The organism is Streptomyces sp. NPDC002574 (assembly GCF_042889545.1).
GTDB lineage: Bacteria > Actinomycetota > Actinomycetes > Streptomycetales > Streptomycetaceae > Actinacidiphila.
The window spans coordinates 65215-71214 of sequence record NZ_JBIARB010000003.1 but is presented as its reverse complement, the minus strand read 5'-3'; the positions used below and the strand labels follow the sequence as shown (position 1 = coordinate 71214).

General features: G+C 74.8%; 3 protein-coding genes. All 3 read right to left on the bottom strand.

The features are described from left to right. Positions 1–115: 115 nt before the first annotated feature. The 3 genes from nudC to ACFYXS_RS07225 all read right to left on the bottom strand — a co-directional run bounded on the left by nudC (position 116) and on the right by ACFYXS_RS07225 (position 5985). Positions 116–1039 carry an NAD(+) diphosphatase gene (nudC, locus tag ACFYXS_RS07235; protein ID WP_389244849.1) on the bottom strand — a complete coding sequence of 308 codons (924 nt, stop codon included), beginning with the start codon at positions 1037–1039 and terminating at the stop codon, positions 116–118. 100 nt (positions 1040–1139) lie between these two features. After that, positions 1140–2528, bottom strand: coding sequence for a dipeptidase (locus ACFYXS_RS07230; protein ID WP_389244847.1), 1389 nt, complete (start codon positions 2526–2528; stop codon positions 1140–1142). Positions 2529–2538: 10 nt separating this feature from the next. Continuing rightward, complete coding sequence (locus ACFYXS_RS07225) at positions 2539–5985, bottom strand: UvrD-helicase domain-containing protein (RefSeq protein WP_389244846.1); 3447 nt, start codon at positions 5983–5985, stop codon at positions 2539–2541. Between the last annotated feature and the right edge of the window lie 15 nt (positions 5986–6000).

Sequence of the window (6000 nt, the reverse complement as noted above, 5' to 3'; positions counted from 1 at the left end):
GCTCCCGCGCCCCCGCGGCGGCCGGGGGGGCCGGCCGCCCGGGCCCGGGCGCCGGGCCCCCGCCGGGGGCGGGCGGTGCCGGGGGCCGCGCGGCGCCCCCCCCCCGCGACCGGGATCACTGCCGTACCGGCAACGGCTTCCCGTACCAGCGCTCCACGAGCCGGGCCGCGATGGAGATGCCGTGCGGCGGCAGCACCTCGCCCGTCTCCATCGCCTTGGCCAGTTCCTCGCGGGAGAACCAGCGCGCCTCGTGCAGTTCCTCGCCGTCCACCGTGATCTCCGACGACGACGCCCAGGCCATGAAGCCCAGCATCAGGCTGGAGGGGAACGGCCACGGCTGGCTGGCGACGTACGACACCCCGGCCACCGTCACCCCCGCCTCCTCCGCGACCTCGCGGACGACGGCCTGCTCCAGGGACTCCCCCGGCTCCACGAAGCCCGCCAGGGTCGAGAACCGGCCCTCCGGCCAGTGCACCTGCCGGCCGAGCAGCGCACGGTCCTGGTCGTCGGTGACCAGCATGATCACCGCGGGGTCGGTGCGCGGGTAGTGCTCGGCCCCGCAGGCCGGGCAGCGACGGATGTGCCCGGCCGCGGCGACCACCGTGCGTTCGCCGCAGCGGGAGCAGAAGCGGTGCATCCGCTGCCAGTTCTCCAGCGCGACGGCGTGCACCATCAGCCCGGCGTCGCGGTCGGAGAGCAGTGCGCCCACCTCGCGCAGCCCGGCGGGGCGGGCGACGTCGTCCATCCGGCCGGGGAGGCTGTCCTTCTGCAGCGCGAAGTAGCGCACGCCGTCCTCGTCGATACCGAGGAAGTAGCGGTGCACCTCGCTCTCCGGCGCCTCGAAGGACGGCATCATGACCAGCTCGGTCCCGCCGTCCGGGGTGTCCTCGACCAGCACCTGGCCGCCCGACACCACGAAGACCCGGGTCGTGGGGTGACTCCAGGCGGCCGCCAGCCATGCCTCGTCGAGACGGTGCAGGGCGGCGCGGTCGATGCCCGACCAACGGGCCAGGGGTGGGAGGGCCGTCGGTTCGGGCACCGGGCCGGAGCCCTTCCCGGTACCAGCACTGCCGGACGTACCAGGCATATCGGACAAAGCTGCTGTCAACTCCCCGTAGCGCGCGGATTCTTGCGGATGCTCACAGAGTCGCGAACTCGCTCCACAGGTACGCGGAGGTCTCCACGCCCTTCAGGAGCAGGTCGAGCTCGACCTTCTCGTTCACTGAATGCCAACCGTCGGACGGCACGGAAATTCCCAGGAAGAGGACGGGGGCACCGAGCACGTCCTGCAGGTCGGCCGCCGGTCCGGAACCACCCTCACGAGTGAACAGGATCTCCTTGCCGAAGGCCCGCCCCATCGCGCGCGTGAGCGCGCCCAGTGCCGGGTGGTCCAGTGGCGTCAGGCACGGGCGGGTGGCGCCCCAGAAGGTGATCTCGTGCCGGATGCCGTCCGGGACGCGCGCGGCGATCCAGTCGGCGACCAGTCGCTGCACCGTGTCGGTGTCCTGCCCGGCGACCAGCCGGAAGGACAGCTTCAGCTGGGCGGCGGCCGGCACGATCGTCTTGCCGCCGGGCCCCTGGTAGCCGCCGCCGATGCCGTTGACCTCCGCGGTGGGGCGGGCCCAGATCCGCTCCAGGGTGGAGTGGCCGGCCTCACCGCCCGCCGCGTACGACCGGGCGGTGCGCAGCCAGCGCTTCTCGTCGAAGGGCAGCCGCGCGAACAGCTCGCGCTCCCGCTCGGTCAGGTCCACGACGCCGTCGTAGAAGCCGGGGATCGCCACCCTGCCGTCCGCGTCGTGCAGCCCGGCGGCCAGCCGGGCGGCCTCGGTGGCCGGATTGGGGACGGCGCCGCCGAAGGAACCGGAGTGGATGTCCTGGTCGGGGCCGCGCAGGTCGACCTGGCAGTCGACGAGGCCGCGCATGCCGGTGCAGACGGTCGGGGTGTCCTCGTCCCACATGCCGGTGTCGGAGACGATCACCGTGTCGCAGGCCAGTCGGTCGGCGTGGGCGCGCACCAGGTCGGCGAAGTGCGGCGAGCCGGCCTCCTCCTCGCCCTCGACCAGCAGCTTCAGGTGCACGGCGGGCGTGCTGCGGCCGGTGGCGGCCAGGTGGGCGCGGACACCGAGCGTGTGGAAGAACACCTGGCCCTTGTCGTCGGCGGCGCCGCGCGCGTACATCCGTCCGTCGCGGACCACGGGTTCGAAGGGATCACTGTCCCAGCCGTCCTCGAGGGCCGCGGGCTGCACGTCGTGGTGGCCGTAGACCAGCACCGTCGGCGCGTCCGGATCGTCGCTGGGCCACTCGGCGTAGACCGCGGGCGCGCCCTCGGCCGGCCACACCTCGGCGACCGGGAACCCCGTCTCCCGCAGCTTCGCGGCCAGCCACCGGGCACTGCGCCCGACGTCCCCGGACCGCTCGGGATCGGCCGACACGGACGGGATGCGCAGCCACTCGGCGAGCTCGCCGAGGAAGGCCTCACGGTGGGTCGCGATGTACGTACGGACGGCGCTGTCCGGGGTGGTGCTCATGGCCTTGAGCCTATCGGGCGACGGCCCCGGAGCCCTCGTCGCCTCCGGGCTCCCCCAGCAGCAGTCGCTCCAGCGCCGCACGGCCCGGCAGCCCCGGCGGACGGATCAGTTCGCCCGTGCGGACGTGGAGGAAGGCGGCCTCGACCCGCTCCGGCGGCACGCGGTGCTGCTCGGCCCAGGCGAGCCGGTAGACCGCGAGCTGCAGCGGGTCGGCGGAGCCGGCGCGGCCGGTCTTCCAGTCGACGATCTCGTAGCCGTCGCCGTCCCGGTAGACCGCGTCGATCCGGCCGCGGATCACCCGTCCGGCCAGACTGAGCTGGAACGGCGCCTCGACGCGGTAGGGCGTGCGCTCGGCGTAGGGGGTGGCGAGGAAGGCCTCCTTGAGCGCGGCGAGGTCGCGCTCGTCGGCGATCTCGTCGTCGCCCTCGATGCCGGGCAGGTCCTCGGGGGCGATCAGCGGCAGCTCCTCGAACCGGGACTCCACCCAGGCGTGGAAGCGCGTGCCCCGTCGCGCGCCGGGCTGCGGGCGGCGCGGCATCGGGCGGGCCAGCTCGCGGGCGAAGCCGTCGGGGTCGGCGGCCAGGCGCAGCACCTGGGACGCGGTCAGCGTGGGCGGCAGCGGCACGTCGCGCACGGCCGCGCGGGCCCGGCGCAGCTCGGCTGCGAGGGCGTCCAGGTCCCGGTCCCAGGAGGCGGCCAGCCGCGCCTCCTCCGGGAGCAGTCGCGCACGGCCGCTGTGCTCGGGCTCCGGCTCCGGCTCGAACTCCGACTCCGCCTCCTGTACGGGCACAGGCGCGGGCACCGGCCTCGGCCCGGGGACGGCGGGCCGTTCCGCGGGCCAGTCCTCCCAGTCGCCGGCCTCCTCCTCGGCCTCGTACGGCGGCTCCCCGACGTCGTACGGCGGCTCCTCGTCCTCGAAGGGCGGCTCCTCCTCCGGGGGCGGCCAGTCGGGGTCGGCCGGTGCCGCGCCGTCGGGCGCCTGCCGCAGGGAGGCGTCCAGGTGGTCCAGCACACGACGGGCGGCCTCGCGGCGACGCACCAGGGCCTCCGGGTCCAGGGGCAGCGGCCAGGCGGGCTCGGTGCCGCGGCTGAGCGCCGGGTTGGTGGCGTCCTCCTCCGGCGGGTCGGCCCAGTGCTCGACCTCGCCGTGGCCGGCCTCGCAGTGGGCACGCAGCGCGTCCAGGAACGCGGACGGCCCGAAGGGGCGCTTCTGCGTCGGGCCCCACCAGTGGCCGGAGCCGAGCAGCAGGGAGCGGGGGCGGGTGAAGGTGACGTAGCCGAGCCGCAGTTCCTCCACGCGGTTGTGCTCGGCCATCGCCGTCTTGAAGGCGGCCAGACCCGCCCGCGACCACTCCTCCACGTCGGGGAGCGTGGCGGCGTCCCCGCGCAGGGCGTGCGGCAGCACCTTGGCATTGGTGTGCCACAGCTCCCGGCCGCGCTCGCTCGGGAAGCCCTTGCGGACCAGTCCGGGGACGGCGACGACGTCCCACTCCAGGCCCTTGGACTTGTGGGCGGTGAGCACCTTGACCGTGTTCTCGCCGCCGGGCAGCGAGCTGTCCAGGCCCTTCTCGTACTGGGCCGCGGTGCGCAGGAAGGCGAGGAAGGCCTGCAGGGTCGCCTCGCCGTCCAGGGACGCGAAGCCGGCCGCGACGTCCAGGAAGGCGTGCAGCGTCTCGCGGCGCCGCGCGGCCAGGGCGTGCGGGGACGCCGAGAGCTCGACCTCCAGACCGGTGACCGCCAGCACCCGGTGCAGGACGTCCATCAGCGGGTCGGCCAGGGCGCGGCGCAACTCCCGTATCTCGGTGGCCAGCCGCGCGAAGCGCACCCGGGCCTCGGGCGAGAAGGGCAGGCGGTCCTCGGGTTCGCCGTCGACGAAGGTCTCCAGGGCGTCGGCCAGGGAGATCACCTCGGCCGGGTCGACGCCCTCCACGGCGGCCGCCAGCCGGTCGGCGATCTCGCCGCGGCCCGGCACCAGCAGCCGCGCCCGCCGCCCCAGCAGCGCCAGGTCACGGGCGCCGATGCGCCAGCGCGGCCCGGTCAGCAGCCGTACGAGGGCGGCGTTGGCGGTCGGGTCCTGGAGCACCTCGCAGACCGCGACCAGGTCGGCGACCTCGGGGAGGTCGAGCAGCCCGGACAGTCCGACGACCTCCACGGGCACGTCGCGGGCGACGAGCGCGGCATGGATGTCGGCGAAGTGTCCTGCGGCCCGGCACAGCACCGCGATCTCGCCCGGCGCGGTGCCCGTGCGGACCAGGTGGGCGATGGAGTCGGCGATCCAGTCGATCTCCTCCTCCTGCGTCGGCAGCAGCGCGCAGCGCACGACGCCGTCCCGCTCGGCGCCGGGGGCGGGCCGCAGCGCCTCGACGCCCTCGTGGCGTTCGCGCAGCTCGGTGGCGAGCTCATTGGCGAGGTCCAGAAGCCGGCCACCACTGCGCCGGTTCTCCGACAGGGACTGGCGGCGGGCCGCGGTGCCGTCGGCGTGCGCGAAGTGGCGGGGGAAGTCGTCCAGGTTGGCGACCGAAGCGCCGCGCCAGCCGTAGATGGCCTGGCAGGGGTCGCCGACGGCGGTGACCGGGTGGCCGGTGCCGTCGCCGAACAGGCCGGAGAGCAGCAGGCCCTGGGCGACGGAGGTGTCCTGGTACTCGTCGAGCAGCACCACCGCGTACTGCTCGCGCAGGATGCGGCCGACCTCCGGCCGGGTGCGGGCGAGCGTCGCCGACAGCGCTATCTGGTCGCCGAAGTCGAGCAGGTCTCGCTTCTTCTTCTCGGCGCGGTAGGCCTCCGCGAGACCGGTGAGGTCGGTCCTGGCGCGGGCCGTCTCGGGGAGCTTGCGCAGATCGGCGTTGGTGAGCCGGATGCCGTCGAGCTCGGCGAGCCACGCGCGGTCGTGCGCGAGCAGCCGCTCGGGCGGCACCAAGTGCTCCGCGAGCTCGCCCTCCAGCGCCAGCAGATCGCTGACCAGGCCCGGGATGCCCTTGGTGAGCGCGGGGAAGGGACCGGGCGCGGCGCGCAGCACCTTGGCGGCCAGCTGGTAGCGCGTCGCGTCGGCGAGCAGCCGCGCGGCCGGCTCCAGCCCGATGCGCAGCCCGTGCTCCTTCAGCAACTGCCCGGCGAAGGCGTGGTACGTGGAGATCTGCGGCTCTCCGGGGGCGTGGTCGGGGTCGCCCGGGTCCGGATCGGTGACCCCGGCCCGGACCAGCGCCTTGCGCACGCGCTCGGACAGCTCCCCCGCCGCCTTGTTGGTGAACGTCAGCCCCAGCACCTGCTCGGGCGCCACCTGCCCGGTGCCGACCAGCCACACCACGCGGGCCGCCATGACCGTCGTCTTCCCCGACCCGGCACCGGCCACGATCACCTGCGGCGCGAGCGGCGCCGTGATGCACGCCAGCTGCTCCGGGGTGAACGGGATGCCCAGCAGCTCCTTGAGCTGTTCGGGGCCGGTGATACGGGACGACACATAGGGGAGGCTATC